At 71.0% G+C, this 26037-nt stretch carries 25 protein-coding genes; 7 read left to right on the forward strand and 18 right to left on the reverse strand.

Annotation, left to right across the window (positions count from 1 at the left end; all coding sequences use genetic code 11):
• Positions 1–61: 61 nt before the first annotated feature.
• Positions 62–2641 (reverse strand): WD40/YVTN/BNR-like repeat-containing protein, encoded by a 2580-nt coding sequence (locus tag N865_RS01100; RefSeq protein WP_157557501.1) that lies wholly within the window; start codon positions 2639–2641, stop codon positions 62–64.
• Between the two features lie 212 nt (positions 2642–2853).
• Entirely contained in the window at positions 2854–4248 is a 1395-nt protein-coding gene (locus N865_RS01105) for a glycine--tRNA ligase (RefSeq protein WP_034800592.1), read from the reverse strand.
• A gap of 77 nt (positions 4249–4325) precedes the next feature.
• On the opposite strand from N865_RS01105, the gene N865_RS01110 reads away from it, so the two are divergent.
• The 5 genes from N865_RS01110 to N865_RS01130 all read left to right on the forward strand — a co-directional run bounded on the left by N865_RS01110 (position 4326) and on the right by N865_RS01130 (position 8047).
• A complete protein-coding gene (locus N865_RS01110; RefSeq protein WP_034800593.1) occupies positions 4326–4616 on the forward strand; it encodes a DUF6703 family protein in 291 nt (96 codons plus the stop codon).
• Between the two features lie 68 nt (positions 4617–4684).
• Positions 4685–5668, forward strand: coding sequence for a metal ABC transporter substrate-binding protein (locus N865_RS01115; RefSeq protein WP_051509789.1), 984 nt, complete (start codon positions 4685–4687; stop codon positions 5666–5668).
• Positions 5665–6501 (forward strand): metal ABC transporter ATP-binding protein, encoded by an 837-nt coding sequence (locus tag N865_RS01120; protein WP_051509792.1) that lies wholly within the window; start codon positions 5665–5667, stop codon positions 6499–6501. Before N865_RS01115 ends, N865_RS01120 begins: the two co-directional genes overlap by 4 nt.
• Positions 6501–7646 (forward strand): metal ABC transporter permease, encoded by a 1146-nt coding sequence (locus N865_RS01125; protein WP_084327852.1) that lies wholly within the window; start codon positions 6501–6503, stop codon positions 7644–7646. Before N865_RS01120 ends, N865_RS01125 begins: the two co-directional genes overlap by 1 nt.
• Positions 7643–8047, forward strand: a complete 405-nt coding sequence (locus tag N865_RS01130) for a Fur family transcriptional regulator (RefSeq protein ID WP_034800595.1) — start codon at positions 7643–7645, stop codon at positions 8045–8047. Before N865_RS01125 ends, N865_RS01130 begins: the two co-directional genes overlap by 4 nt.
• Positions 8048–8179: 132 nt before the next feature.
• Here N865_RS01130 and N865_RS01135 read toward each other — a convergent pair whose 3' ends face one another.
• Positions 8180–8962: an isoprenyl transferase gene (locus tag N865_RS01135; RefSeq protein WP_034800597.1), complete on the reverse strand. Its 783-nt coding sequence runs from the start codon at positions 8960–8962 to the stop codon at positions 8180–8182.
• Between the two features lie 51 nt (positions 8963–9013).
• Entirely contained in the window at positions 9014–9742 is a 729-nt protein-coding gene (recO, locus tag N865_RS01140; RefSeq protein ID WP_034800599.1) for a DNA repair protein RecO, read from the reverse strand.
• 135 nt (positions 9743–9877) lie between these two features.
• Between recO and N865_RS01145 the strand changes: the two genes are divergently transcribed.
• Complete coding sequence (locus N865_RS01145) at positions 9878–10540, forward strand: alpha-ketoglutarate-dependent dioxygenase AlkB (RefSeq protein ID WP_034800601.1); 663 nt, start codon at positions 9878–9880, stop codon at positions 10538–10540.
• Positions 10541–10555: 15 nt separating this feature from the next.
• Complete coding sequence (locus tag N865_RS01150) at positions 10556–11383, forward strand: maleylpyruvate isomerase family mycothiol-dependent enzyme (protein WP_034800603.1); 828 nt, start codon at positions 10556–10558, stop codon at positions 11381–11383.
• Here the strand turns inward: N865_RS01150 and N865_RS01155 are convergent.
• The 14 genes from N865_RS01155 to hrcA form a co-directional block, all read right to left on the reverse strand.
• On the reverse strand, positions 11380–12978 hold the full coding sequence (locus tag N865_RS01155) for a glycosyltransferase family protein (RefSeq protein ID WP_051509794.1): 1599 nt from the start codon (positions 12976–12978) through the stop codon (positions 11380–11382). The two genes, N865_RS01150 and N865_RS01155, sit on opposite strands and share 4 nt — an antisense overlap.
• Before the next feature lie 16 nt (positions 12979–12994).
• Positions 12995–14728, reverse strand: a complete 1734-nt coding sequence (leuA, locus tag N865_RS01160) for a 2-isopropylmalate synthase (RefSeq protein ID WP_034800604.1) — start codon at positions 14726–14728, stop codon at positions 12995–12997.
• Between the two features lie 445 nt (positions 14729–15173).
• Positions 15174–16577 (reverse strand): hypothetical protein, encoded by a 1404-nt coding sequence (locus N865_RS01165; RefSeq protein ID WP_034800607.1) that lies wholly within the window; start codon positions 16575–16577, stop codon positions 15174–15176.
• Entirely contained in the window at positions 16574–16717 is a 144-nt protein-coding gene (locus N865_RS22560) for a hypothetical protein (RefSeq protein WP_157557502.1), read from the reverse strand. The genes N865_RS01165 and N865_RS22560 overlap by 4 nt, the downstream gene beginning before the upstream one ends.
• A 40-nt stretch (positions 16718–16757) precedes the next feature.
• The gene (locus N865_RS01170; RefSeq protein WP_322786048.1) at positions 16758–17153 is read right to left on the reverse strand and encodes a VOC family protein; all 396 of its coding nucleotides are present in this window, start codon (positions 17151–17153) and stop codon (positions 16758–16760) included.
• Positions 17111–18058: a GTPase Era gene (gene era / locus N865_RS01175; RefSeq protein WP_034800609.1), complete on the reverse strand. Its 948-nt coding sequence runs from the start codon at positions 18056–18058 to the stop codon at positions 17111–17113. Before era ends, N865_RS01170 begins: the two co-directional genes overlap by 43 nt.
• Entirely contained in the window at positions 18048–19352 is a 1305-nt protein-coding gene (locus N865_RS01180) for a hemolysin family protein (RefSeq protein ID WP_034800611.1), read from the reverse strand. The genes era and N865_RS01180 overlap by 11 nt, the downstream gene beginning before the upstream one ends.
• 6 nt (positions 19353–19358) lie before the next feature.
• Complete coding sequence (ybeY, locus tag N865_RS01185) at positions 19359–19826, reverse strand: rRNA maturation RNase YbeY (protein WP_034800613.1); 468 nt, start codon at positions 19824–19826, stop codon at positions 19359–19361.
• Positions 19823–20887 carry a PhoH family protein gene (locus N865_RS01190; protein ID WP_034800757.1) on the reverse strand — a complete coding sequence of 355 codons (1065 nt, stop codon included), beginning with the start codon at positions 20885–20887 and terminating at the stop codon, positions 19823–19825. The genes ybeY and N865_RS01190 overlap by 4 nt, the downstream gene beginning before the upstream one ends.
• Positions 20888–20900: 13 nt before the next feature.
• Positions 20901–22442: a S10 family peptidase gene (locus N865_RS01195; protein WP_034800615.1), complete on the reverse strand. Its 1542-nt coding sequence runs from the start codon at positions 22440–22442 to the stop codon at positions 20901–20903.
• Positions 22439–22789 carry a histidine triad nucleotide-binding protein gene (locus N865_RS01200; RefSeq protein ID WP_034800617.1) on the reverse strand — a complete coding sequence of 117 codons (351 nt, stop codon included), beginning with the start codon at positions 22787–22789 and terminating at the stop codon, positions 22439–22441. Before N865_RS01200 ends, N865_RS01195 begins: the two co-directional genes overlap by 4 nt.
• A gap of 71 nt (positions 22790–22860) precedes the next feature.
• Entirely contained in the window at positions 22861–23604 is a 744-nt protein-coding gene (locus tag N865_RS01205; protein ID WP_034800619.1) for a 16S rRNA (uracil(1498)-N(3))-methyltransferase, read from the reverse strand.
• A gap of 20 nt (positions 23605–23624) precedes the next feature.
• Positions 23625–24755: a molecular chaperone DnaJ gene (dnaJ, locus tag N865_RS01210; protein ID WP_034800621.1), complete on the reverse strand. Its 1131-nt coding sequence runs from the start codon at positions 24753–24755 to the stop codon at positions 23625–23627.
• Positions 24756–24894: 139 nt separating this feature from the next.
• The gene (hrcA, locus tag N865_RS01215) at positions 24895–25938 is read right to left on the reverse strand and encodes a heat-inducible transcriptional repressor HrcA (protein ID WP_034800623.1); all 1044 of its coding nucleotides are present in this window, start codon (positions 25936–25938) and stop codon (positions 24895–24897) included.
• Positions 25939–26037: the final 99 nt, after the last annotated feature.

Consider the following 26037-nt stretch of genomic DNA (forward strand, 5'->3'; position numbering starts at 1 on the left):
CGGACGTATGCCGCCCACCTCGGTGAGGTGAGCGGCATACGTCTCGTGCGTGACCGTCAGGTCAGGTGGTCGGGACGGGGATCGACCAGATGCCACGGCCGTGCGTCGCCGCATACACCTTCCCGTCGGCGCCGAGGAGGACCTGCATGACAGTCGTCGCCGGGAAGTTCGCGCCGAGCCGCTTCCACGTGGCCCCGCCGTCGCCCGAGTAGAGGACGCCGAGGTCCGTACCGAGGACGAGGCCGCCGGTCTTGGTGATGACGAGGCTGTCGGCAGGGACGTCGGGCAGCGTCGTGGCGCCGACCTGCGTCCAGCTCGCGCCGCCGTTCGTCGTCTTCCAGAGGTGGCCGTAGCCCGCGCCCGGGCCCTCGGTGAACTTACGGGAGAAGCCGTTGAGCGCGAGGTATGCCGTGCCACCGGTGGCGTCGCTCGGGTCGATCGTCACCCCAGAGACGTAGCGGTTCGGCAGGTCCGCGGGCAGCGCGAGCTGGTGCCACGTGCCGCCGAAGTTCGTCGAGACGCCACGGGCGAAGCCCTGGTTGTTGCACGGGCCGCACCATGCCGTCCACCCGACGCCGTTCTGCATCGCCAGCGCCGTCGTCGAGTGGCCGGAGCCGTTGTCGAAGACGTTGCTCCACGCCGAGGCGTCCTGGATGGCGTAGCCCTGGGTCTGCGTCCAGACGTAGCGGCCGCCGGCGATCCAGTGGTCGGCGTTCGTCGCGTCGTCGTCGAACGGCGCGATGAACCGCGGGCTCGGGTCAGACGGTGCGATGTCACGGATGGCGCGAGGCGTCTCGTTCGGGTCGCCCTTGGACCGTCCGCAGTTGTTCGTCACGGCCATGGCCAGGTTGACGTACTCCGCGACGATGTTGCAGCCCTTGCCCGCACGCGGGTCGACGAGCGTGATGCCGCCGTCACCGCCGAACGGCGAGACCATCGTGGACTGGCCGCTGACAAAGAGCGACTGGCCGTTGTCCTGGAGGCCACCGCTGATGACGCGGTTGCCGCTCGCGTCGGTGCCGACCCCGACCGAGTAGTACTGGAGGGCATCCAGGCCGGGGTTGAGCTCCTTCCAGCCCTTGCCGTGGCCGTACTCGTCGTACCCGGCGTCCATGGAGCGCGCGTAGATGCCGCCGTCGTTGCCGATGTAGACGGTGTTGCCCGCCACCGAGACGGCGTGCTGGTCGGAGTGCGGCGCCGGCTTGGTGCACGTGTTGAGCGCGTCGTCCCAGCTCCAGCACGGGAACGAGAAGTTCCAGTAGGGCGCGACCGTGGTCCAGTGGACGCCCGCGTCGCGGGTCTCGAAGACCTCCTCGAGACCGACGAAGACGTGCTTGCTGTCGGCCGGGTCCACGGTGACGAAGTTGTTGTACCAGGCCTGCACACCGGGCCGGTACCCCTGGTAGAGCTTGAGCGCCGAGCCGGATGCGGCCAGCTTCTGCGAGTCGGCGATCTTGTTCCACGGCCCGGTGATCGACCCCGACGGGGAGTCGTAGACGCCGTCGAGCACCGTGTTGGCCGTGTTGGCGTAGCGGGTCGTCGACTCGACGATGGTGTAGAGGTGGGAGCCGTCGGCGGAGATCGCCAGCTCGGCGTTGCCGATGCCGACGTCGCGCAATGCCCCGGCCGGGTTCACCTTGGCCCAGGTTCCGGCGTCGCCGTTCTGCGCGGACAGGTAGAACCCGTTGTACGTATCACCCCCACGCCAGGCGACGCTCGCCATGACGGACGAGCCCTTGGGCAGGACGTCGTTGACGACGTTCTTGTAGGCCGCGTCGGCCGAGCCCGCCTTGGAGCCTCCCGGCAGGTAGTCGGGGTTCGGGGCGTAGACCATCTCCCAGCCACCCGACGTGGCGGTCGCGGTGTGCCGCCAGATGCCGCGGAAGGTCGCGGCGTAGACACGGCCCTGGCTGTCGAAGCGCACCTTGTTGATCGACGTGCCCTCGAGCTCGGTCCCACCCACGCGCACCCAGCTGGTCGAGGTCATCGGGTCGGCGAGTCGGTAGACGCCGGTGCCGACGTAGGACGTCGCTCCCGTGTTCGCCTCACCCGTCGCGTACCACAGGGCGCCGTCCGGGGCGATCTCGAGGTCACCGGTGGAGAGCGTCGGCAGCGACGAGGTGATCGGCGTCCAGGTCGAGCCGCCGTCAAGGGAGCGGAAGACACCACCGTCGGCGCCGCCGGCGAAGACGACGTCCTTGCCACCCGTCCCGCGACCGGGCAGGGTCGCGAGGCCCGTGACCCTGCCGGTGACGAGCCCGGCGCCACCGCTCGAGTTCGAGTGGTAGTACTCCCGGTAGTTGGGGTCGTCCGAGTTGTACGGCTTGGTCGTCTCCTCGGTCCACGTGCCTGTGGTCGTGGGCAGCGCCTGCAGCGAGGCCCAGGCGGCCGTGTAGGCGCCCGGCCCCACGATGCCTGGGGCCGTGCGGGCCGCGGCATACTGCTCGCTCGCCGTGGCGGCCTCGTGCGACTCGTCGCCCGGGTTGCCCTCGACCGGCTTGAGCTTCTCGACCAGCCGCTCACTGACCGGAGGCTCGTCCTCGTGCTCGACCGCGGCGTATCCGCCCCACGCAGCAGCGAGGGCGACCACCGCGGCCGCCCCGACCAACCGCCCCCGTCGGTGGACCATCGACATCGACATGTGTGCTCCTTGTGTCCGATGACGGGCGGCTCCCCGAGAACACCCCCGCCGGTGCGAGCCACGCTAAGAGGAGCCGATACCACCGCGGGACCTCGACCGGCTGGGAGTTTCCTGAGAGTTTCGAGGGGGTCGGCCCTCCCGACCCCAGAAAGACGTATGCCGCCCACCTCGGCGAGGTGGGCGGCATACGTCTCGAGGAGGTGGAGGACGCGTCAGCAGCCGACGAGCCGCTGGGCGAGCCAGCCCTCGACCTGGTCGAGGCCGATGCGCTCCTGGGCCATCGTGTCGCGCTCGCGGACCGTCACCGCGTGGTCGTCGAGGGTGTCGAAGTCGACGGTGATGCAGAAGGGCGTGCCGATCTCGTCCTGGCGGCGGTAGCGCTTCCCGATGGCGCCCGCGTCGTCGAAGTCGATGTTCCAGCTGCGGCGCAGGCGCGCGGCGAGGTCACGCGCCTTGGGCGACAGGTCGGCGTTGCGCGAGAGGGGCAGGACGGCGGCCTTGACCGGCGCGAGCCGGGAGTCGAGGCGCAGGACGACACGCTTGTCGACGCCGCCCTTGGTGTTGGGCGCCTCGTCCTCGGCGTAGGCATCGACGAGGAAGGTCATGAGCGAACGGGACAGGCCGGCCGCGGGCTCGATGACGTAGGGGGTGTAGCGCTCGCCGGTCGTCTGGTCGAAGTAGACGAGCTCGTGCCCCGAGTGCTTCGAGTGGGAGGACAGGTCGAAGTCGGTGCGGTTGGCGATCCCCTCGAGCTCACCCCACTCGGAGCCCGCGAACCGGAAGCGGTACTCGATGTCGACGGTGCGCTTGGCGTAGTGGGAGAGCTTGTCGAGCGGGTGCTCGTAGTGGCGCAGGTTGTCGGGGTTGATGCCGAGGTCGGTGTACCAGCGGGTGCGCTCGTCGATCCAGTACTGGTGCCACTGCTCGTCCTCGCCCGGCTTGACGAAGAACTCCATCTCCATCTGCTCGAACTCGCGCGTGCGGAAGATGAAGTTGCCCGGCGTGATCTCGTTGCGGAAGGACTTGCCCGTCTGGGCGATGCCGAACGGCGGCTTCTTGCGCGAGGCGCCCATGACGTTGGCGAAGTTGACGAAGATGCCCTGCGCCGTCTCGGGGCGCAGGTAGTGCAGACCGGACTCGTCCTCGATGACGCCGAGGTAGGTCTTGAGCATCATCTGGAAGTCGCGCGGCTCGGTCCACCGCCCCTTGGTGCCGCAGTCGGGGCAGGTGATCTCCGACATCGGGATCGAGTCGGGGTCCTCGATGCCCTTCTTCTCGGCGAGGGCCTCCTGCAGGTGGTCCTGGCGGCGGCGCTTGTGGCAGCTGAGGCACTCGACGAGCGGGTCGGTGAAGGTGCCGACGTGGCCGGAGGCGACCCACGTCTCGCGGGGCAGGATGATCGAGGAGTCGAGGCCCACCACGTCGTCGCGGCCCGTCACCATCGACTTCCACCACTGCCGGCGGATGTTCTCCTTGAGCTCGACGCCGAGGGGCCCGTAGTCCCACGCCGACCGGGTCCCGCCGTAGATCTCCCCACTCGGGAAGACGAAGCCCCTGCGCTTGCAGAGGCTGACGACGGTATCGACGACGGAGGACTGCTTGGCCATGCGGTACAGGCTAGTGGTCCCCGGCCTGGGGGCCGAGCCGACCGCCCCTGCTCGGCGCTGCCCGTACGCTGGGGGCCGTGGCTCTCAGTTTCCGTTCCCGCGTCGAGCACGCGTCCGCCCCGTGGGTGGAGCGGCTCAACGCGCTCCCCCGTCCTGTCGCTCTCGGCGCGCTCGTCGTCGTCCTGGCGGTCGGCATCCTCGCCCCGTCGCCGTGGAGCGGGGTCGCCTTCCTCCTGGTGACGCTCTTCGTGGGCTGGCTCCTCTTCCTCACCTGGGAGCGGCTCACCCTCCCCGAGCGGCTCATGCGCATCGCGGTGCTCGTCCTCGCGCTCGCGGTCGCCATCGTCGAGCTCTTCCCGCGGCGCTAGGCCGGGCGCGCGTCTCGCCGCGCGCGGCGATTTTGACAATCGTTCTCACTTTGAGAATGATTATCGGTATGCCGCCCTCCCGTCCTCGCCGACGACCCCTCGCACCCCGCGTCGTCCTTCGCTCCGCGCTCGTCGTGCCGGCCGCGCTGGCCGTCGGGACCGTGTTGGCCCTCGGAGCCTGCGGAGCGGGACCCTCGGGCGGCGACCCCGCCCACTCGCCGATCGTCACGTCGTTCTACCCGATCGAGTTCGCCACCGAGCAGATCGCCGGTCCGGGTCGTGACGTCACGGTCCTGACGAAGCCCGGCGCAGAGCCGCACGACCTCGAGATCGGCGCGCAGGACCTCGCCCGGATGACCCGCGCCGGTCTCGTGGTCTACGCGAACGGGTTCCAGCCGGCCGTCGACGAGGCGATCCAGCAGATCGACGAGGCCCGGGTGCTCGACATCTCCGGCCCTGCAGACCTGACCCTGGAGCCGAGCGAGGACGGGCACGACGACGAGTCCGCGGCCGACCACGCCGACCACGGCACGGCCGACCCGCACTTCTGGCTCGACCCGGTGCGATACGCAGCCGTGGCCAAGGCGATCGGGGCCCGCCTGGCCGCCGACGACCCCGCGCACGCGGCCGCGTACGCCGCGAACACCGACGCCTTCGTGGCACGACTCACCGAGCTCGACACGGAGTTCCGGACGGGTCTGCAGCAGTGCACCGACCGACAGCTCGTCACGAGCCACGCCGCCTTCGGCTACCTCGCGGCACGCTATGGCCTGACGCAGCACAGCATCAGCGGCATCTCCCCCGATGCGGAGCCGAGCGCGGCCGCACTCAAGCAGATCGGCGACCTCGTCCGCCGCGACGGCGTGACGACGATCTACCAGGAGACCCTCGTCGAGCCGCAGTTCGCCGAGACCGTCGCCCGCTCGACCGGCGCGACCCTAGCGACCCTCGACCCGATCGAGGGAGTCACGAAGTCCTCGGCCGGCTCGGACTACTTTGAGATCATGCGCAGCAACCTCAAGGCTCTCGAGAAGGGCCAGGGCTGCCGATGAGCACCGCGACCGCTGCACAGGTTCCGGGTTCACCCGCCGAGCCGGTCCTCGAGCTGCGTGACGCGAGCTTCGGCTACGGCGAGCGGCCGATCCTCACCGGCGCCTCGCTGACGGTCCGACGAGGCGAGATCGTGGCCGTGGTCGGGCCGAACGGGTCCGGGAAGTCGACCCTGATGAAGGGCATCCTCGGCCTCAACGAGCTCGTGTCCGGGACGATCACCCTCTTCGGGGTCCCGAGTGACGACTTCGCGGACCGAGCGCGCATCGGCTACGTGCCCCAGCGGCATACCCTGTCGGCGTCGGTCCGTGCGACAGCCGAGGAGATCGTCGCCACCGGACGGCTCCCCCGGCTCGGGTGGCTCGGCCGCATGCGGGCCACTGACCGGCAGATCGTCGCCCGCTCGCTCGAGGTGGTCGGGCTCGCCGACCGCGCCGCGACCGAGGTGAGCACGCTGTCCGGCGGCCAGCAGCGGCGGGTCCTCATCGCCCGGGCCCTCGCCGGCCAGCCCGACGTGCTCATCATGGACGAGCCGACCGCGGGCGTCGACGCCGCCAACCAGCACGTCCTCGCAGAGGTGCTCGAACGGCTCGTCGAGCGGGGCGTGACGATGGTCATCGTCACCCATGAGCTCGGCGCCCTCGAGCACCTGCTCACCCGCATCATCGTCGTCGACGCAGGCCGGGTCCGCTTCGACGGCTCCCCCGAGCGCTACGCCATCCAGCGAGCCGCCGTCCACCACGAGCACGACAGCCACCACCACGACCTCGAGCTCGAGCAGCCCGGCAGTGCCCTGCCGCACGGACCGCTCGACTCCTCGGGAGGCACGCGATGATCACCGACATCCTCACGCTCGACTTCATGCAGCGGGCCCTCATCGCGGCGCTCCTCGTCGGCACCGTCGCCCCGATGGTCGGGATCTTCCTCGTCCAGCGCCGCCTCTCGCTCATCGGGGACGGCATGGGGCACGTCGCCCTCGCAGGGGTCGCCATCGGGCTCGTCACCGGGCAGGCTCCCGTCCTCGCCGCTCTTGTCGCCGCCGTGCTCGCCGCCGTCGTCATCGAGCTGCTCCGGGCCCGGGGGCGCACCAACGGTGACGTGGCGCTTGCCGTCATCTTCTACGGCGGCATCGCCGCCGGTGTCGTCATCATCAGCCGGGCTCCCGAAGGCACCCCGGCCAACCTCATGAAGTACCTCTTCGGCTCGATCCTGACGACCCGCCAGTCCGACCTCTGGGTCTTCCTCGGGCTTGCGCTCATCGTCACGGCGACGACGTGGGCCCTGCGGCCGCGGCTCTTCGCCGTCGCCAACGACGAGGAGTACGCCCAGGCCGTCGGCATGCCGGTGCTCGCCCTCAACATCCTCCTCGCCGTGCTGACCGCGACCACGGTCGTCATCGCGATGCGCGTCGTCGGACTGCTCCTCATCAGCGCCCTGATGATCGTGCCCAACGCCGCCGCGCAGCTCGTCGCACGGAGCTTCTCGGGCGGCGTGCGATGGGCTATCGCCTTCGGGCTCGTCTCCGCCGTCGGCGGGGTCGCACTCTCCTACCCGCTCAACACACCGTCGGGCGGCACGATCGTCCTGCTGGCGGTCGCCCTCTTCGTCGTCACGGCCGTCCTCACGGGAACGGCCGCCCGTCTGGCGCGCCGTCGACACGACATCGCGGAGCGCCACGACCACGAGCACGGCGTCGAGTGCGGTCACCAGGCGGTCCCGCACGGCGACCACGTCGACTACGTCCACGACGGGCACCTCCACGCGGCCCACCAGGGTCACTATGACGAGCACGGCGAGCACCGCGAGTACGCCGAGTACGCCGGGCACGGCGAGCACGAAGGGCACGGCGAGCACGACCACGGGGGACTCGTCCCGAGCGTCTCCCCTCCCCGTGACGGCACCACCGGTACGGGCGACGGTTCGGCGCCCGAGGTGACGGCGTCCGAGGCGCCCGACACGACGACGGGGACACGGCGATGAGCGGCTCGTCCACCCGGCGTCCGACGCGGCAGCAGGCGGCCGTCGCCGCGCTGCTCGAGCGCTCCTCCGACTTCACGTCGGCGCAGACCCTGCACGCCCGCCTTCGGGAGTCGGGCGACCCCATCGGGCTCGCGACGGTCTACCGGGCCCTCCAGTCCATGGTCGAGGCCGGCACGGTCGACGTGCTGCGGACCGACGACGGCGAGGCGGTCTACCGCGCCTGCTCGACGCACCACCACCATCACCTCGTGTGCCGGTCCTGCGGCCGCACGGTCGAGGTCGAGGGCCCGGCGGTCGAGTCGTGGGCCGACCGGGTCGCCGGCGAGCACGGGTTCTCCGACGTGACGCACACCCTCGAGATCTTCGGCACCTGCGCCGCCTGCGCGACCACCTCGACCTGACCGCTGCCACCTCGACCTGACCGCCGACCCCCTCTCCCCCATGCCCCGAACGACTCGTTCGGTTCAAAGGGAGGGACGGGAGCGGAGCATCGGGCGAGGCGCCGATGGGGTCAGCCGCGCTGGGTGGGACCCTCAGGTGGTCGGTGACCCGGCCATGGCGTCGACGGCACCTCCGTAGCGACGGTCGCGAGCGGCATACTCCTCGATGGCCGCCCAGAGGTCACGGCGGTCGTAGTCGGGCCACAGACGGTTCTGGAAGACCATCTCGGCGTAGGCGCTCTGCCACAGCAGGAAGTTGCTCGTCCGCTGCTCCCCCGACGAGCGCACGAAGAGGTCGACATCCGGCATCGTCGGCTCGTCGAGGTAGCGCTTGATCGTCTTCTCGTCGATCGACGCGGGGCGCAGCCGCCCGTCCTTGACGTCGACCGCGATGCGCTGGACGGCGTCGGCGATCTCGGCCCGCCCTCCGTAGTTGACGCAGAAGTAGAGGGTGAGCCCGGTGTTGTCCTTCGTCAGCTCCTGGGCGACCTCGAGCTCCTTGATGACCGAGCGCCAGAGGCGCGGGGCACGGCCGACCCAACGCATCCGGACGCCCCACTCGTGGAGCTGGTCACGCCGGCGGCGGATGACGTCGCGGTTGAAGCCCATGAGGAAGCGGACCTCCTCGGGCGAGCGGCGCCAGTTCTCGGTGGAGAAGGCGTACGCGGACAGGTGCGTCACGCCGACCTCGATGGCTCCGGCGACGACGTCGAGGAGCGAGGCCTCACCCGCTTCGTGCCCCTTCGTGCGCGGGAGGCCGCGCTGGTTGGCCCATCGGCCGTTGCCGTCCATGACGATGGCCACGTGCTTCGGCAGGATCTCCGCCGGGATGACGGGCGGGGTCGCTCCGCTCGGGTGCGGGAAGGGCTTGGTCATGACTCTCCGGTGTGGGTTTGGCAGGGCATGGCGAGTGGGTCGGCTGGTGGCTCAGGGTCGCTCGACGAGGCGCAGCGATCGCACCCCACGCTCGATGTGCCACTGGAGGAAGGCGGCGACGAGCCCGCTGCCCTGCCGCCGGTGGCGGACGTCGCTCGCGTCGGCGACGTCCCAGTCGCCGGTGAGCAGGGCGGCCAGCAGCTCGAAGGTCTCGGGGGCGGGAGCGCTCGAGCCGGGCGGGCGGCAGGTCGAGCAGACCGCGCCACCGGACTGGACGTTGAAGGCTCGGTGCGGGCCGTCGGCGCCGCAGCGGGCGCAGTCGCGGAAGCTGGGGGCCCAGCCGGCGACGGCGAGGGACCGGAGCAGGTAGGCGTCGAGGACGAGCCCGGGGTCGTGAGCCTGCTCGGCGAGCGAGCGAAGCGCGCCCGCGAGCAGGTGGTACTGCTGGGTCTGCGGCTCGTGCTCCTCCGTCAGCTGCAGGGCCGTCTCGAGCATCGCGGTCGCCGACGTGTAGGCGGCATAGTCGCGGGAGATGGCATCGCCGTAGGGCGCGAGCGTCTCGACCTGGGTCACGGTGTCGAGGTTGCGCCCCTCGTAGCACTGGACGTCGACGACCATCCCCGGCTCGAGTCGCGAGCCGAAGCGGGACTTCGTGCGCCGCACGCCCTTGGCGACAGCCCGCACCCGGCCGCGGGTTCGGGTCAGCATCGTGATGATGCGGTCGGCCTCACCCAGCTTGTGGGTGCGCAGGACGATCGCCTCGTCACGGTAGAGCGGCATTCCCCCATTCTCCCCTGCGCCGCAACCGCCGGAGCCGGGGCCCGGTGCTGACACGCCGGGGTGCGCCGTTCGGACGCGGTCAAGCGCGCGCACGTGATTCGAACATGCGTTCCAATCTTGGGGTAACGTGTGCCCATGGACCTCGTACTCCAGGGCTCCCTGCTCGACCTGACCGACGAGATGACGCTGCGCGACGTCGGCACCGGACTTCGACGCACGCACCTCGGTCGTGGCGCCTGGGTCGACGTGCGGCCCGGGTGGCTGGCGGCGGGAGACGCGCTCTTCACCGCGCTCCTGCACGATGTGCCGTGGCACGCGGAGCGACGCCAGATGTATGAGTCCGTGGTGTCGGTTCCCCGCCTCACGAAGTTCTACGGCGCGGGCGAGCGTCTCCCCCACCCGCTCCTCGACCGGGCGCGCGAGGCCCTCAGTGCCCACTACCACGACGAGCTCGGTGAGCCGTTCGTCACGGCCGGGCTGTGCCTCTACCGCGACGGGCGCGACAGCGTGGCCTGGCACGGCGACCGCATCGGCCGCTCCAACGAGCACGACACGATCATCGCCATCCTCTCCCTCGGCTCCGCCCGGACCCTCGCGCTGCGTCCCCGAGACGGTGGCGCGATGCCCGGGTGGTTGCCCGAGATGTCCAAGAAGAGCTTGCGTTACCCTCTCGGCCATGGTGACCTCGTGGTCATGGGGGGCTCCTGCCAGCGGACCTGGGACCACGCGGTCCCCAAGACGTCCGAGCCCGTCGGCCCCCGCATTTCCGTCCAGTTCCGCGTCGCGGGCGTTCGATGACCAGGAGATCCACGTATGCCGCTGAGCTCGGCCCCGTCCACCGGCGCGCTTCCCTTCCTCGACCATCTCAGGCAGGAGTCCGCACGGTTCCGTGAGGTCCTCGCCGAGGCGCCGGCCGGGCTGCGCGTCCCGACCTGCCCCGACTGGGATGCCGACGACCTGCTCTGGCATCTCGCCGGTGTCCAGTGGTTCTGGGGCGAGATCGCCGAGCGTCGCCTCACCGAGCCCGAGCAGGTCGACGCGCTCGAGGCGTCCAGGAAGGAGCGTCCTGGCGACCGGGCCGCCCTGCTGGCCGCGTTCGACCGGGCGAGCGAGCGCCTGCACCGTTCGCTCTCCGCCCTGTCCCCCGACACGGAGCTGTGGATGTGGGCCGAGGACCACAGCGCCGCCTACATCGCGCGCCGGCAGGCCCACGAGGCCCTGGTGCACCGCCTCGATGCCGAGCTCACGGCAGGGGTCGATCGGGCGCCCGTCGACTGTCGGCTGGCCGCGGATGGCGTCGACGAGGTGCTTCGGATCATGCGGGGCTTCGAGGACGAGCCCGGCCTCACCGACCACCCGGTCTCCGGGCCCGTGACCATCGCGACGGTCGACGCCATGCACGCCTGGACGGTCGTCCCCGTCCGGGTGACCGGGACCCACCCCGACCACGGAGAGCTCGACCTGCTGCGCTTCCGGGTCTCCGACGGAGTAGCCGACGACGCGACCGCGCAGATCTCGGGCCACGCCGCCGATCTCGACGCCTGGCTGTGGAACCGGCCTGTCACCGGCGAGATCACACGTGACGGCGACGCCGAGGCCCTCGCGCGGGTCGACGCCGTCCTGGCCGGCTCGATCGACTAGGAGGGCACGCCCTCGGTGAGCGGGGCGGAAGGTGCCGACGCGGTCGACGGCGAGCGGCGCCGTCCGCCCGGCCGGCGTCGCCACGGCAGGGCGGAGTGGACACACGCGGCCAGCGCCACGACGACCGGCACGAAGGTGAAGAGGTAGCGCGACCGGCCCTGGAAAACGAGCGTGAAAGCGGCGATGCCGAGCACCGTGAGGGCGAGGGTCAGGATCTCGACCCTCGGGCGGGCCCGGAGCAGACCGAGACCGGCGACGAGCAGGACCGTCAGCCAGAGCCCCTGGGTGAGATCGGCGCGGAGCTGGTAGTGCTCGCCGTCGAAACCGTTGACCGACTCGACCGCGCCGGCGACAGGTCCGGTGACCCGTACGGCGCCCGGGAGCGAGTCGGGGCCCTCGCCCCACGCCCAGAACATCCCGTCCCCCCAGTTCCACGCCGCCTTGTTCGCGTAGAAGGCGATCGTCCCCGCAGGTCCGCGCTCGGCCAACCGATCGGCGATGTAGCGCCGGGCGTAGTCCGTCATCTCGGACGGAGTGCGCCCCTCGATGGCCTCGACCATGTCGCGGCGATACGTGCCGTAGCTCGTCACCCCACCGGGGACCGTCTGCTCACTCAGGCCGCTGGCCACCCACCAGGTCACGGGAGGTGAGGCGTCGGGACGGATCCGCCCGGAGTCGATGCCGGAGACCACGCTCGCCGCGGCAGGCACGGCGAGACCCACTGCCGCGAAGAGGGCCGCTCCGGCGATGACCGCGGCGATAACGGGCACGACCCGCCTCACGCGCCTCCCTGCACCGGCATCTCCGGTCGAGACCAGCCCGAGGAGGGCGACCAGCGCCAACGCGGCCGCCACCACTGCTGGTGTCGTCTTGATCGCAAACGCGATGCCGACGCAGACGACTCCCGCGGCCCCGAGGGCGGCCTTCGACGCGACGCCAGGGCGACGAAGCGCCGCCAGGACGAGTGCGATCCCGCCGATGACGAACGGCATCGCGTAGAGGTCCGTGTAGGGCACGCTGAGCCACGGGCTCGCACCCACGAGCGCGAGTACGGCCAGCTGGGTGAGCAGCGCGGGCCCGCGCCCCGCCACGGGCACGACGACGAGGTGAGCGGCATACAGCGTCACGGCGACGCAGACGCCGGTCAGCGTGATGAGGACGGCGTCGGGGGCCACCCCGAGCCACCCGCCGACGTCAGCGCCGAGACGGTCGATGGCGAGGAGCGGGATGTTGTTGGGATAGAGCGAGAGGTAGTCGTAGACGTCGGGGGTGAGGGGACGCCCCGCGTGGAGCGCCCGGGCGATGTTCATGACGACCCGCGCGTCCCAGCCGTAGTCGTAGCGGAGCACCTGCCCGAGGGCGGTGGCGACGGCCCCGCCCACCACTGCGACGACCACAGGAAGCCAGCGGTTCTTCAGGGCTGCAGGGACGCGGACGAGCGCTGCAAGGCCGAGAAGGACGGCGACCGTGGGCAGCACGACCGGCCACCGGTAGTGGATGTTGGCGGGCCTCGGCGCGACGAGCGCGACGAGCGCGACGGCGACGAGACCGGCCCCGGCCAGCCTGAGCACGGATCTGCTGACCGGGGACTCCATGGGCCGGAAGGCTACCTCACGCGTCCCTTTGCGCCCGATTCACGGCGGACACCACGGCCTTGAGCGACGCGTTGACGATCGACGGGTCGACCCCGACGCCCCAGAGGACACGCTCACCGACGGCGCACTCGACGTAGGCAGCCGCCCGGGCGTCGCCACCGGCCGAGAGGGCGTGCTCGGCGTAGTCGAGGACGCGGGTGTCCGGGGTGTCCGGGACGCTCGCGAGCGCGTCGATGAAGGCGGCGATCGGCCCGTTGCCCGACCCGTGGACCGTGACGACCTCGCCTCGGTCGAGCAGGGTCGCCTCGATCGTGCTGCCCCCGTCGACGGTCGAGTCGGTGACGACGTTGACGAGCTCGAACCGACCCCAGGGCGCGGCCGGGTTGGGGAGGTACTCATCCTGGAACCTCGCCCACAGCTCGGCCGGAGCGACCTCGCCGCCGTCCTGGTCGACGCCGCGCTGCACGACCCCGGAGAACTCGATCTGCAGACGTCGCGGGAGGTCCATCTGGTGCTCGGACTTCATGATGTAGGCGACCCCACCCTTGCCGGACTGGCTGTTGACCCGCACGACGGCCTCGTAGGACCGGCCCAGGTCGTGGGGGTCGACGGGGAGGTACGGGACACCCCAGACGAGGTCGTCGACGGAGGTGCCCTTCTCCTTCGCCTCGACCTGCATCGCCTCGAAGCCCTTCTTGATCGCGTCCTGGTGCGACCCGGAGAAGGCGGTGAAGACGAGGTCGCCGCCGTAGGGGTGGCGCTCGCCGACGGGCAGCTGGTTGCAGTACTCGACGGTCCGGCGGATCTCGTCGATGTCGCCGAAGTCGATCTGGGGGTCGATGCCCTGGCTGAAGAGGTTCATCCCGAGGGTGACGAGGTCGACGTTGCCCGTCCGCTCGCCGTTGCCGAAGAGGCAGCCCTCGATCCGGTCGGCGCCCGCGAGGTAGCCGAGCTCGGCGGCGGCGACACCGGTGCCGCGGTCGTTGTGCGGGTGGAGCGAGACGACGAGCGACTCGCGGCGGTCGAGGTGGCGGATCATCCACTCGATCGAGTCGGCGTAGACGTTCGGGGTGATCATCTCGACGGTCGCGGGCAGGTTGATGATCATCTTGTGGTCGGGCGTCGGGTCCATGACGTCGATGACGGCGTTGCAGATGCGCACGGCGAAGTCGGGCTCGGTGCCGGTGTAGGACTCCGGGGAGTACTCGTAGTAGATCTGGGTGTCGGGGATCGTCTCCTCGAGCTTCTTGATGAGGCGGGCGCCCTGGACGGCGATGTCGATGATGCCGTCCTGGTCGAGCCCGAAGACGACCCGACGCTGGAGGATCGACGTCGAGTTGTAGAAGTGGACGATGGCCTGGCTCGCGCCCCGGATCGCGTCGAAGGTCCGCTCGATGAGGTGGTCGCGGCACTGCGTCAGCACCTGGATCGTCACGTCGTCGGGGATGTGGCCGCCCTCGATCAGCTCGCGGCAGAAGTCGAAGTCGGTCTGGCTCGCCGACGGGAAGCCGACCTCGATCTCCTTGTAGCCCATCTTCACGAGCAGCTGGAACATGCGCAGCTTGCGCTCGGAGTTCATCGGGTCGATGAGGGCCTGGTTTCCGTCGCGCAGGTCGACGGCGCACCAGCGGGGCGCCTTCTCGATCCGCTTCGTCGGCCACGTGCGGTCGGGCAGGTCGAAGGGGATCTGCTCGTGGAAGGGGACGTACTTCCGGAAGGCCATGCCGGACGGCTGCTGGGGGTGGATCATCGCTTCACTCTCTCGTCTGGTGTCTCTGCGGTGTCCGGCCGGACACGAGAAACTCCGCGACGAGGGGGGCCGGGATCAGGCCTCGTCGCGGCAGCGAAGAAGGAGGCTCGCCGTGCGCATGCCTGCACGGTATGCCGCCGGGCTGGCTCTCGTCCACCCCTCGGGACCGCTGCCCGCATCCTGAGACCTGCGTCCCTCACGAGAGCCGCACCCCGCAAGGGAAACGTGCACCGCTCCAGCGCACGGAGGACGACCGGCTCACGAGCCAGCCCTGCGCCCACCCGAGCACCGCGAGGAGAATGGCCGCCTCCCACGGTGGGCGTCGACGAGGTCAGCCCGGTCCGTCACGTCGGTGTACGAGTACTGCACCGCGGCCTCCCTCCACTGCGTGCCGGTCGGTCCCGCAGGACCACCTGGCCGGGCCCGCCCCTCGCGTCGACCGACGTCAGGGCAGGTCCGGGTCGAACGGCGGTGTGCCGCCCACGGCTTCCATCGAGATCGCAGCGGTCTGCCCGCGGGTGCCCGGGGGATCCGTGACCCCGTAGTTGACGTCGTCACGGCCCGCCCCCGTCGATGCCCACCCGAGCTCGACGCCGAGGGGAAGGGCGCCACCTCCCGATGCACGCTCCGCGCGAGCGTCGTCGGGTCCCTTGCCGAGCGACCTCCAGACCCGGGCTTCGGCCGCCACGACGTCGACGTCGGTCCACGCCCGAGCCTCCGCGGCCGAGAACCCGGCCTCGACCCAGCGGAGCCGGGCCGGGCGCTCGATGCCGACGGCATCGAAGGCCTGCGCCTCCTCCGGGGTCAGCGTCGGGTCGGCAAGCGTCAGCGCTCGCGCCGCCTGCGCGTCGATACCGGCCTCGCGCCACCTCAGGGCCCGGGAGAGGTCGTCGGCCTCCCAGGCGACGATGTCGCCGACCGTGAGGCCGGCCTCGAGCCAGGCTCGGACGTGCGCCGGCTCGCGCTCGAACATCACGCCGGTCAGGCGGCGGACGGGTGCGTCGGACGGCAGTCCGATGCGGCGCCACGCGATGATCCGCGCGACGTCCTCGTCACGGGGCTCGCCACCCGTCGTGACGGCGGCGCACCAATCGCGCACCTCGTCGGGCGCCAGTCCCGCCCCACCGTCGGCCGGCGAGCTCGTCAGCACCGTGAGGTCCTCGGGGCCGAGTCCCAGCCGGATCCACCTGTCGACGTCAGCGCCGGTGGAACCGTGGAGCCGCCAGGCACGGGCAGCGTCGGCCTGCCTGCCCGACCACGTCTCCCACAGCGTCGCCTCGCCCTGCTCGAGCACCTGCTCGGCGGCCCGCAGCATCGCCACCGCGTCCCACCCGAGTCCGTCGGCGTCGCGTCGCTGTCGGATCGCGAGAAGGAGGCTGCTGGTGCTGATGCCCTCCCAGGGCGACCGCAGCAGCCACAGGCGTCCGCCGGGCGGGGGCGCGAGACCCAGGGAGCGGGCAGTACGGGCCAGCTCCCAGTGCTGGCGCTGCGGGTTGCGCATGTCAGGCTCGATGTACGTCTCGCCCGGTCCGTAGGAGCACACGCCGAAGGCGGGAACCCGGTCGTGCAGCCAGCACCGGTGCTCGACGGGCCAGACCACCGGCAGGAGCCCCAGGTCGGAGCCGAAGCTCATGACCGGCAGCGGCTCCCAACCCTGCCGGACGAGGGCATCGACCTCGGGGAGGTCACGAGCGCTGGGCCGGTCGACGTGAGCTCCTTCGTCGACAGGGATCCGCTCGCCCAAATCGAGCGCCGCGGCGATCTCGGCCAGGACCGCGGGGAGCGGCTCGAGATCGGCGACGGCGACCGCGGGTGCGTCCGCGAGACCCCACGGGTCGTCCTCGCTCACCGTGCCGCCGCGGAGCCCGGGGTGTCGGCGCCGGAGGCGTCCTCGCCGGCGTCTGCGATCTGCTCCTCCGGACGCGGGGGCACCGTCTGGTCCTCCTCGAGGACCTCGAGCTCGTGGTCGTGCGCTGGCTGCTCGGACATGTCTGCCTCCTTGCCCGGAGTGTAGGGCCAGGCACCGACCTCAGGTGCGTTGGCAGACCATGAGCGCGTTGCCGTCCGGGTCCTCGAAGTGCACGAAGAAGACGCTGCCGATGTCCGCGACATCCGAGGTGATCGTGACGTCGAGGCGCCGCAGGTGCTCGACCGTCGCCGCCATTTCGTCGGTCCAGAGAAAGAAACGCGACGGCCCGGAGGCGAGGAAGTCGGGGCGGTTCGCGTCGAGTGCGAGCCACGTCTCCCCGTCGGTCGGGATGTCGTCGATGGTGCCACCGTGGGAGGTCACGCCAGGCTCGAGACCGAGCACGGCGGCATACCACCGCACGGCCGCGGCCATGTCCCCGACGGGGACGAAGATCTGACCGACGCGGTCTAACGTCAGAAGCCGAGGCGCTGCAGCTGCTTGGGGTCGCGCTGCCAGTCCTTGGCGACCTTGACATGGAGGTCGAGGTAGACCTTCTGGCCGAGGAGCGCCTCGATCCCCTTGCGTGCGTTGGTGCCGACCTCGCGCAGCCGGGAACCACCTCGACCGATGACGATGGCCTTCTGGGAGGGTCGCTCGACGAACACGTTGACGCGGACGTCGAGCAGCGGGTTGTCGTCGGGCCGGCCCTCGCGCGGCACCATCTCCTCGACGACGACGGCGAGCGAGTGCGGCAGCTCGTCGCGGACGCCCTCCAGCGCGGCCTCGCGGACGAGCTCGGCGATCATCACCATCTCCGGCTCGTCGGTGAGGACGCCGTCGGGGTAGAGCTGCGGCGAGACGGGCAGGAAGGAGGCGAGGACGTCGCGCACCTCGTCGACCTGCTGGCCCGAGACGGCCGAGCAGGGGACGATGGCGTCCCACTCGCCGAGCCGGTCGATGGCGATGAGGTGCTCGGCGAGGCGCTCGCGATCGACGGTGTCGGACTTGGTGGCCAGAGCGACGACGGGGCGGCGGCGCACCGTGCGCAGCTCCTTGAGCTCGTTGGCGATGAAGGTGTCGCCCGGCCCGATTCGCTGATCGGCCGGGAGGCAGAAGCCGATGACGTCGACCTCGAGGAGGGTCGCCCGCACGAGGTCGTTGAGCCGCTCGCCGAGCAGGGTCCGCGGCTTGTGGAGCCCGGGGGTGTCGACGAGGATCAGCTGGGCCGTGCTCGTCGTCGCGATGCCGCGGATCGTGTGACGCGTCGTCTGCGGCTTGGAGCTCGTGATCGCGACCTTCTGGCCGACGAGCGCGTTGGTCAGGGTCGACTTGCCGGCGTTGGGCCGACCAATGAGACACGCGAACCCCGCTCGGTATGCCGCATTGTCGGCTCCCGCTCCGGTTGTGCGCTCAGTGCCCATGGGCTTCCTCCGTCTCGGGGTGCTTCTCGTCAGTGTCCTCCGGGGTGACCCGGCGGACGATGACCGACGCGACGCGGTGGCGACGGCCGGCCATGCGCTCGGCCGTCAGGGAGAGACCGGCGACGGTCCCGGTGGACCCGACGATCGGCACGCGTCCGATCGCCTTGGTGAGCAGCCCGCCGACGGTGTCGACGTCGTCCTCGTCGATGCTGACGTCGAAGAGCTCGGCCAGGTCGTCGATGTCCATGGCGGCAGGGACCCGGAGGGTGCCGTCCTCGAGCTCCTCGACACCGGGGGCCTCGCGGTCGTGCTCGTCGGAGATCTCGCCGACGATCTCCTCGATGATGTCCTCGATGGTGATGAGACCGGCGGTGCCGCCGTACTCGTCGACGACGATGGCGAAGTGGTTCTGGTCGCGCTGCATCTCGCGGAGCAGGTCGTCGACCGGCTTGCTCTCAGGGACGAAGTGCATGGGACGCATGACCTCGGTCGCCGGGTGGCGGGCGTCCTCGGGCGCCGCGTTGAGCCGGCGCGCCACGTCCTTGAAGTACAGCAGGCCGAGGACGTCGTCGCTGTCGTCGCCGACGACGGGGATGCGGGAGAAGCCCGAGCGCAGGAAGAGGGACATCGCGCTGCGGAGCGACTTGCCGTGGTCGAGGACGACCATGTCCGTCCGGGGCACCATGACGGCGCGCGCGACGGTGTCCCCGAGCTCGAAGACGGAGTGGATCATCTCCCGCTCGTCCTCCTCGATGACCTCGGAGTCGCCGGCCATGTCGACGAGGTCACGCAGCTCGGACTCGGACTGGAACGGCCCGTCGCTGTAGCCCTTTCCGGGCGTCACGGCGTTGCCGAGGACGACGAGCAGCCGGGCGACCGGTCCGAGGATCTTGCGCAGGCCGACGGCGAAAGGCGCGCTCCAGAGGGCGACGGTCTCGAAGTTCTGGCGCCCCAGCGTGCGCGGGGAGACCCCGACGACGACGAACGAGACGAGGGCCATGACGGCGATGCTGATGAAGAGGGCCTTCGTCCTCGAGTCCACGGCCCCGGCGACCGCCAGCGTGACGAGGACCGCGGCCGTCGCCTCGGCGACGACACGGAGGAAGGCGATCACCGCGAGGTATGCCGGGGAGTCGCCGACGACGGTGAGCAGCGACTTCGCGCCGGACCGGCCTTCGTCGAAGAGCTCCTGCGCCCGGACACGGGACATCCGGAAGATCGCCGCCTCCGCGGCCGAGAGCAGGAAGGCGACGACGATGCTGATCAGCGCCGGCAGGACCAGTTGCGGGAGCATGTCGACTCAGGCGGTCGGGCGGTTTCGGGTCGCGAGGAAGGTGAGGAGCAGCTGGCGCTGCAGCTCGAACATCTCGCGCTCCTCGTCCGGCTCGGCGTGGTCGTAGCCGAGCAGGTGGAGGATGCCGTGCGTCGTGAGCAGGAGCATCTCGTCGATCGGCGAGTGACCCGCCTCGAGCGCCTGCTTCGTCGCGACGGACGGGCAGAGGACGATGTCGCCGAGGGTGCCCTCCTCGGGCTCCTGGCCCTCACGCCCGGGACGCAGCTCGTCCATCGGGAAGCTCATGACGTCGGTCGGACCCGGGAGGTCCATCCACTGGACGTGGAGGACCTCCATGGCGTCCTCGTCGACGAGCTTGATGCAGAGGTCGGCCTGGGGGTGGACCCGCATCTGCTCCATGACGTACTTCGCGCAGGCGAGCAGCTCGAGCTCGTCGACGTCGTGATCGGTCTCGTTGAGGATGTCGATGCTCACGCGCGCTCCCCCGCGGCCTTCGCGGACTTGGCCGCCCGGCGCCGAGCCCGGACGTCGTCGCGCTCGTAGGCGTCGACGATCGCGCTGACGAGACGGTGGCGCACGACGTCGTTGGAGGTGAGCTCCGCGAAGTGGACGTCCTCGACCCCCTCGAGGATGTCACGCACGACGCGCAGACCCGATCGCGTCCCGCCGGGCAGGTCGACCTGCGTGATGTCGCCGGTGACGACCATCTTGGAACCGAAGCCGAGGCGGGTGAGGAACATCTTCATCTGCTCGCTCGAGGTGTTCTGGGCCTCGTCGAGGATGATGAAGGCGTCGTTGAGCGTCCGGCCGCGCATGTACGCCAAGGGCGCGACCTCGATCGTGCCCGACGCCATGAGCCGCGGGATCGTCTCGGGGGAGACCATGTCATGGAGCGCGTCGTAGAGCGGGCGCAGGTACGGGTCGATCTTCTCGTTGAGGGTGCCCGGCAGGAAGCCGAGGCGCTCGCCCGCCTCGACGGCCGGACGCGTCAGGATGATGCGGTTGACCTGCTTCGCCTGGAGGGCGGCGACGGCCTTGGCCATCGCGAGATAGGTCTTTCCGGTGCCGGCCGGACCGATGCCGAAGACGATCGTGTGCTGGTCGATCGCGTCGACGTACCGCTTCTGGTTGAGCGTCTTCGGACGGATCGTGCGGCCCCGGTTGCTGACGATGTTCATCGTCAGCACGTCGGCCGGGCGCTCGTGCGTCTGGCTGCGCAGCATCGAGATCGAGCGCTCGACGGCGTCGCGGTTGAGGGCCTGACCCGTCGAGACGATCTCGAGGAGCTCGTCGAGGAGGGCGTCGATGATCTCGAGCTCGCCGGACGGGCCCGCGAACGTCATCTCGTTGCCCCGGACGTGGCTGTCGACGAGCGGGAACTGACGCTCCATCGTGCGCAGCAGCTCGTCGCGGGGGCCGAGCAGGGTCACCATCTCGATCGGCGGCGGCACCTGGCGAGTCAGGACGGGAACGTCGGGCGCGGCGGCGTCATCGGGCAGGTCGGGCGCGGAGGTGCGGGAATCGGCATCATTCATCGTGAGCACGAGTCTACGTGGGCCGCGCCGACGACCTCGCCACGAATTCCGCGAGGTCGCGGCTCTGCTTCAGCCGCGACGGCTCGTGGACGTACATCATGTGCCCCGCCTCGTAGTAGGCGTGCTCGATGTCGGCGACCCGGTCAGGCGGCAGCTGCAGGTGCGCGAAGACGTCCTCGGCGGCGAAGTGCGGCGTCGCGCCGTCGTAGTAGCCGTAGGCGACGTGGACCTTGAGGTGGGGGTTCTGGCGCATCGCCCGCTCGAGCTGGGGGCTGACGTCGACGGGGCGCCCCTCGAAGTCCTTGTAGGACCACGGGTGGACGAGCCGCGAGATCTGCTCGTAGTGCAGGTCGCTGTCGTAACCGAGCTCGTCGCGGACGTAGTGGTTCCAGACCGCGGCGTAGGGGCCGGCGATCGCGTCGTGCGATGGGTCGGCGTCCATGCCCTCGGCGATGGCGCTCCCGGCCGGCCCGGTGAAGCGGGCGTCGAGGCGCCCGACGCTGAGCCGCTGGTCACGCAGCAGCTCGGTGAAGTAGCGCCAGTGCTCGATGCGCAGGTCGGCCCGGTCGACGTAGTCCTCGGAGAGCCCCGAGAGGCGGGCGAGCGTCGACACGGCCTCCGCACGCTCGGACCGGGTCAGGCGAGCGCCACGCGACAGGACCCACGGGTGGTCGCGGGCGGCATACGCCTCCGCCTCGTCGATGACGGAGCGCAGCGAGCGGCGGCCGTGCTTGCCGTGGTAGTGGGCGACCGCGGCGTAGGTCGGCAGGTAGAGCGCGTGGGCGCGGTCGTTGCGCTGCTTGTCGAAGTCGACCGAGCTGAGGTCGAGGACGCTCGAGATGAGGATGAGCCCGTTGAGGTACATGCCGTACCGGTCCTGGAGGTGTGCCGCCAGCGCGGCGCCGCGGAGGGTGCCGTAGGACTCGCCGGCGACGAACTTGGGCGACATCCAGCGCCGGTTGCGCGACGTCCAGAGCCGGATCAGCTCGCCGACGGACTCGATGTCACGTTGGAAGCCGTGGTACTCCCCCGGCTTGCCGCCCTCGACGGCCCGCGACCAGCCGGTCGAGACCGGGTCGATGAAGACGAGGTCGCTCACGGTGAGGAGGGACTCGGCGTTGTCGACGATGTCGTAGGGAGGCGGGACGAGCTGGCCGGCGTCGCCCATGACGACGCGGCGCGGGCCGAGGAGGCCGAGGTGGAGCCACACGCTCGAGCTGCCGGGGCCGCCGTTGAAGGCGAAGGTGACGGGCCGCGTCCGGACGTCACCGCCGTCGAGGACGTAGCTCGTCATCGAGATCTCGGCCTTCGGCTTGTGCCCGCCGAACGTGCCGTCCTGGTGCTCCTCCTCGCGGAGCACGACGCGACCGGTCGTGGCGGTGTAGCGCAGCCGACGCCGACCGGCCTTGAGCGTGTGCTGGGTGGTGACGAGGTCGTCGACGGGTTCCGGCCGCGCGGTCGGCTCGGCAGCCGAGGGCTCCTCGGCGCCTGGGCCCGTGGCACCACCGGCTGGGGTTCCGGGCGCGGCCGGCGTGCCGACGGTCTCGTCGCTCATACGAGCCGCCCCTCGGTGAAGCGCGCTCCTGCGAGCAGGTGGATGTGCGCGTGGAAGATCGTCTGGCCGGCCTCGGCGCCGGTGTTGACGAGCAGCCGGTGGGCGTCGGTGACCCCTTCCAGCTCGGCGACCCGCGAGACGAGCGAGAAGACGTCGGCGAGGTCCTCGGTCGAGCTGGCCGCGAGCGCCTCGAGGTTGGGCTCGTGGCGCTTGGGCACGACGAGCACGTGGACGGGCGCGGCGGGGTTGATGTCGCGGAAGGCGATCGACCGCTCGCTCTCGGCGACGCGGTCGGACGGGATGTCACCGTCGACGATCCGGCAGAAGAGGCAGGCATCCGGGCTCATGCGCACACCCTAGGCACCCGCCCCACCGAGCGCACGCGTGCCGCCCCGCGACCGGCAGCCGCGGGACCCGCTCAGCGCCAGCGGGCCCGGGCGCTCAGCACGGCGAGCGCCGCCGGCCCGGCCGAGGAGGCCCGCAGGATCGTGTGCCCGAGGCGGACGGGCCGCGCCCCCGCGCCGACGAGGGCCTCGATCTCGCGCTCGGTGATCCCGCCCTCGGGGCCGACGACGAGGAGCACGTCACCGGTCTCCGGCAGGTCGACGCCGGCGAGCGGCTCCGTCGCGTCCTCGTGGAGCACGAGGGTCGCGGCCGCCTCACCGACCCGGCCGACGAGCGAGGTGAGGGTGACGGGATCGGACGTGAGCGGCATACGGGCCCGTCGGGACTGCTTCGTCGCTCGGGCCACGACGGCCGCCCACTTCGCGAGGGACCGGGCGGCGCGCTCCCCCCGCCACTGGACGACGGAGCGCTCCGCCTGCCAGGGGACGACCTCGTCGACCCCGAGCTCCGTCGCGGCCTCGACCGCCTGCTCGTCGCGGTCGCCCTTCGCGAGCGCCTGAACGAGGACGAACCGGGGTTCCGGCTCCGGCTCGTCGCGCACCTCGACGACCCGGCCGAGGACCGAGCCGCGGTCGACGGTCTCGGCCTCGACGAGCAGGCGCCGGCCTGCCCCGTCGGCGACGTAGTAGCGCTCCCCCGGGCGGACCCGCATGACCGCCGAGGCGTGGCGGCCCTCGTCACCCTCGAGGGCGAGCGTGCCGCCGACCGCTGCAGCGGCGACCGCCGCCGGGTGGCCGAGGAAGAGCTGGTAGGTCACCGGAGGCTCTCCACGGCCGCTCACTTCTCCTTGAACGCGTCGCGGATCTTGCCGAAGAGGCCCTTGTTGGGCGTGAGGCGGCCCTCGGGACGCTCCTCGCCGCGGAGCGCGGCGAGCTGGCGGAGCAGCTCGGCCTGCTCCTCCGTCAGCTTCGTCGGCGTCAGGACGGTGGCGTGCACGTGGAGGTCGCCGCGACCCTCGTGGCGCAGGTGCGTCACGCCGAGACCGCGGAGCGTCATGACGTCACCGCTCTGCGTCCCGGGCTTGATCTCGAGGTCCTGCTTGCCGTCGAACGTCGAGAGCTTGAACGACGTGCCGAGCGCAGCCGCCGCCATGGGGATCTCGACCGAGCAGTGGAGGTCGTCGCCACGCCGGGTGTACGTGTCGTGGTTGGCGACGCGGATCTCGACGTAGATGTCTCCGGCGGGACCGTTGCCCGGGCCGACCTCGCCCTCGCCGGTCAGCTGGATCCGCGTGCCGGTGTCGACTCCGGCGGGGATCTTGAGGGTGAGGGTGCGGCGCGTGCGCACGCGGCCGTCGCCGGAGCAGTCGTGGCACGGGTCGGTGAGGGTCGAGCCGAAGCCCTGGCAGTGGACGCACGGCCGGGAGGTCATGACCTGGCCGAGGAAGCTGCGCTGGATCTGCTGGACCTCGCCGGCGCCCTTGCAGATCGGGCAGGTCTGGCGGCCCGTGCCGGGCTCGGCGCCGTCGCCGCCGCAGCGGTTGCAGCCGATGGCGGTGTCGATCGTCAGCTCCTCCTCGGAGCCGAAGACGGCCTTGGACAGGTCGATGTCGAGGCGGACGAGGGCGTCCTGCCCACGCTGGACACGCGAGCGCGGTCCGCGGCTGCCGGCCGTGGAGCCCGCACCGAAGAAGGCGTCCATGACGTCGCTGAAGGAGAAGCCGGCGCCCGCGCCGAATCCCGCGCCGCCACCCGAGGCGAACGGGTCGGCCCCGAGGTCGAACGAGCGACGCTTCTCGGGGTCGGAGAGGACGTCGTAGGCCTGGGAGACGCGCTTGAACTCCTCCTCCGCGTCGTGGCCGGGGTTGACGTCGGGATGCAGCTTGCGGGCGAGGCGACGGTAGGCCTTCTTGATCTCCTCCTGACTTGCGTCGCGGGAGACTCCGAGGACGGCGTAGTAGTCGTTCAAGCGGGTGTCCTGTCGGTGTGGTGCGGTTCGTTGCGATTCGGCACGGTGCGGTCTCGGTCGGGTCAGTTCGGGGTCAGGTCGGGCAGGTCGGGTCGGGGTCGGTCAGGTCCGCGGCCTCGCGCGGCCGCCCGACGGTCTGTCACGTCGAGCGGTCGTCGTCGAGGATCTCGGAGACGTAGCGGGCCACGGCGCGAACCGAGGCCATCGCCGTCGGGTAGTCCATCCGCGTCGGCCCGAGCACGCCGAGGCTCGCGACCCGCTCGGAGCCGGAGCCATAGCCCATCGACACGAGCGAGGTCGACTGGAGCCCGGTGACGGGGTTCTCGGAGCCGATCCGGACCGACACGAGGTCGGGGTCGTCGCCGAGCTGTCCGAGCAGGCGCAGCAGGACCACATGCTCCTCGAGGGCCTCGAGGATCGGCCCGATCGAGCGAGGGAAGTCGGCGCCGGAGCGGGCGAGGTTGGCCTGGCCGGCGAGGACGACGCGCTCCTCCCGCTCCTCGACGAGCGCGTCGGCGAGGGCCGACACGACCGACTCGAACGCCCGACGGTCGGCCTGGTCGGCCTCCCCGACGATCCGTCGCAGCCGGGTCGCCGCCGCGGTGAACGGCACGCCGGCGGCCACCTCGTTGATCGCCGTCCGCATCCGGGAGACGAGCGCCTCGCCCTCGGCGACCGTGAGGTCGTGGCCGGTGTCGACGACGCGCTGCTCGACGCGTCCGGTGTTGACGATGAGCACGATCATCAGGTGGGACGTGCCGATCGGGACGAGCTCGATGTGCCGCACGGTCGAGCGGGTCAGCGAGGGGTACTGGACGACGGCGACCTGCCGGGTCAGGCTCGCGAGGAGCCGGACGGTCCGGTCGACGACGTCGTCGAGGTCGACCGCTCCCTCGAGGAACTGGGCGATCGCCCGTCGCTCGCCCTGGCTGAGCGGCTTGACGGCGCTCAGCCGGTCGACGAAGACGCGGTAGCCGGCGTCGGTGGGGACGCGGCCGGCGGAGGTGTGCGGCGCGTGGATCAGCCCCTCCTCCTCGAGCAAGGCCATGTCGTTTCGGACCGTGGCCGCGCTGACCCCGAGGTGGTGGCGTTCGACGAGGGCCTTGCTCCCGACCGGCTCCGAGGTCTGGACGTAGTCCTGGACGATGGCGCGCAGCACCATCAGCCTGCGGTCCTCGCTCATCCTGCCCTCCTGTCGGCTCCCTTGGCACTCTCCCGTTGCGAGTGCCAAGTCTACGTCGTCCCTCCAACATTCTCCGACTCGGTGCAACGGCAGGCGCCC

The organism is Intrasporangium oryzae NRRL B-24470 (genome assembly GCF_000576595.1).
Classification (GTDB): domain Bacteria; phylum Actinomycetota; class Actinomycetes; order Actinomycetales; family Dermatophilaceae; genus Intrasporangium_C; species Intrasporangium_C oryzae.